This is a genomic window from Sphingomonas sp. CROZ-RG-20F-R02-07 (genome assembly GCF_022662335.1).
GTDB lineage: Bacteria > Pseudomonadota > Alphaproteobacteria > Sphingomonadales > Sphingomonadaceae > Sphingomonas.
The window spans coordinates 1-317 of the sequence record NZ_JAKNQJ010000056.1 but is presented as its reverse complement, the minus strand read 5'-3'; the positions used below and the strand labels follow the sequence as shown (position 1 = coordinate 317).

Sequence of the window (317 nt, the reverse complement as noted above, 5' to 3'; positions counted from 1 at the left end):
CGCTGCATGGGGGCCGCGACGAGGGTAGCGTCGACGATCTGTCCGCCCATCGGTAGATAGCCACGGTCCCGCAGCTGTCGGTCGAAGGCGGCGAACAGCGCATCGAGTGCGCCGGCGCGGATCAGCTTCTCGCGGAACAGCCGGATCGTGTTCTCATCCGGCGTAACCGCGCCCAGATCAAAGCCCAGGAACCGCAGCCAGCTCAGCCGGTCGCGGATGAGGAACTCCATGCGGGCGTCACTGACGGTGTTTTGTGCCGCGAGGACCAAAACCTTGAACATCGCCACCGGATCGTATGGCGGCCGACCGCCCCTGGC

The 317-nt window shown here is 66.2% G+C and carries 1 protein-coding gene; it reads right to left on the bottom strand.

Annotation, left to right across the window (positions count from 1 at the left end; genetic code table 11):
* Window positions 1-281: transposase (locus L8H00_RS18690; protein WP_242098868.1), on the bottom strand; the 281-nt coding region annotated here is incomplete at its 3' end.
* Window positions 282-317: the final 36 nt, after the last annotated feature.